Source organism: Candidatus Frankia nodulisporulans (assembly GCF_902806475.1).
Taxonomy (GTDB): domain Bacteria; phylum Actinomycetota; class Actinomycetes; order Frankiales; family Frankiaceae; genus Frankia; species Frankia umida.
The window spans coordinates 1-1,086 of record NZ_CADCWS010000497.1; the positions used below are offsets into that span (position 1 = coordinate 1).

Sequence of the window (1,086 nt, forward strand, 5' to 3'; positions counted from 1 at the left end):
CTCCCAGCGGATGGCGCTGGCGTGGTGACTGAGCCGGACGCGGCCGGCCAGAGCGGTCACGAAACGGCTGGCGTGGTCGGGCCGGCTGGCGTGGTCGGGCCGACTGGCACGGTCGAAGCGGTCGAAGCGGTCGAAGCGACTGGCGGCGATGGCGGCGGGCGGCTGGGCGCCTGGCTTGGCGCCGGTGGGATGGGCACGGTCTGGCATGCCCACGACGAGCTGTTGCGGGTCGACGTCGCGCTCAAGGAGATCCGCTTCCCGGCGGACCTCGACGACGCCGAGCGCGCCGGGCAGATGGCGGCGGCGATGCGGGAGGCCCGCACGGCCGCGCGGCAACCCGCATGTCGTCACCGTCCACGACGCCGTCGAACACGACGGTCTCCCGTGGATCGTCATGGAATACGTGCCGGCCGACACCCTGGCGGCCACCGTCGAACGGCACGGACCACTCGCCGCCGCCCGCGTCGCCGAGATCGGCCTCGCGGTGCTGGACGCCCTCGTCGCCGGGCAGCGCCTCGGGGTGCTGCACCGGGATGTGAAACCGTCCAACATCCTGCTGGCCCACGACGGGCGCGTGCTGCTGACCGACTTCGGTATCGCCGCGCAGGCCGGCGACCCGACCATCCCCGACCGCTCCACGCGGGCCGAGGCGGCCGGACCGCTCGTCCTGGTCGCCGTGGAGCGTCTGCTCAGCCGCGGCGGCACGCCCGCCTACTCGGCGCCCGAACGTCTCGTCAACGGCATCGCGACGCTCTCCGGTGATCTGTTCTCCCTCGGTGCGAGCCTGTACTTCGCCGTCGAGGGCCATTCGCCGTTCGCCCGCGAGGACCTGCCGACCACCATCGGCGCCGTCGTCGGATCCGAACCACCCGCGTTCACCCGCGCCGGTCCGCTCGCCCATCCGCTCGCCGGCCTGCTCGCCAAGACCCCGGCCACCCGGCTGGACGCCCAGGGCGCCGAGGCTCTCCTGCGGTGGGCCCGCTCGTCGTCCTCCGGTCCCGGTGCGGCCGCCGGGTCCGGTTCCTCGATCATCGCCGCGCCGGGGTCCAGGGCGCCTGACCACGAGCTCGCGGCGGCGGGGCGTCC

At 74.6% G+C, this 1,086-nt stretch carries 2 protein-coding genes; one reads left to right on the top strand and one right to left on the bottom strand.

Annotation, left to right across the window (positions count from 1 at the left end):
- Window positions 1–336 (bottom strand): hypothetical protein (locus G6R24_RS23105; RefSeq protein ID WP_225438892.1); only part of this gene is annotated, 336 nt, incomplete at its 3' end.
- 58 nt (window positions 337–394) lie between these two features.
- Between G6R24_RS23105 and G6R24_RS21110 the strand changes: the two genes are divergently transcribed.
- The coding region (locus G6R24_RS21110) for a serine/threonine-protein kinase (protein ID WP_225438893.1) at window positions 395–1,086 on the top strand (692 nt) is incomplete at its 3' end.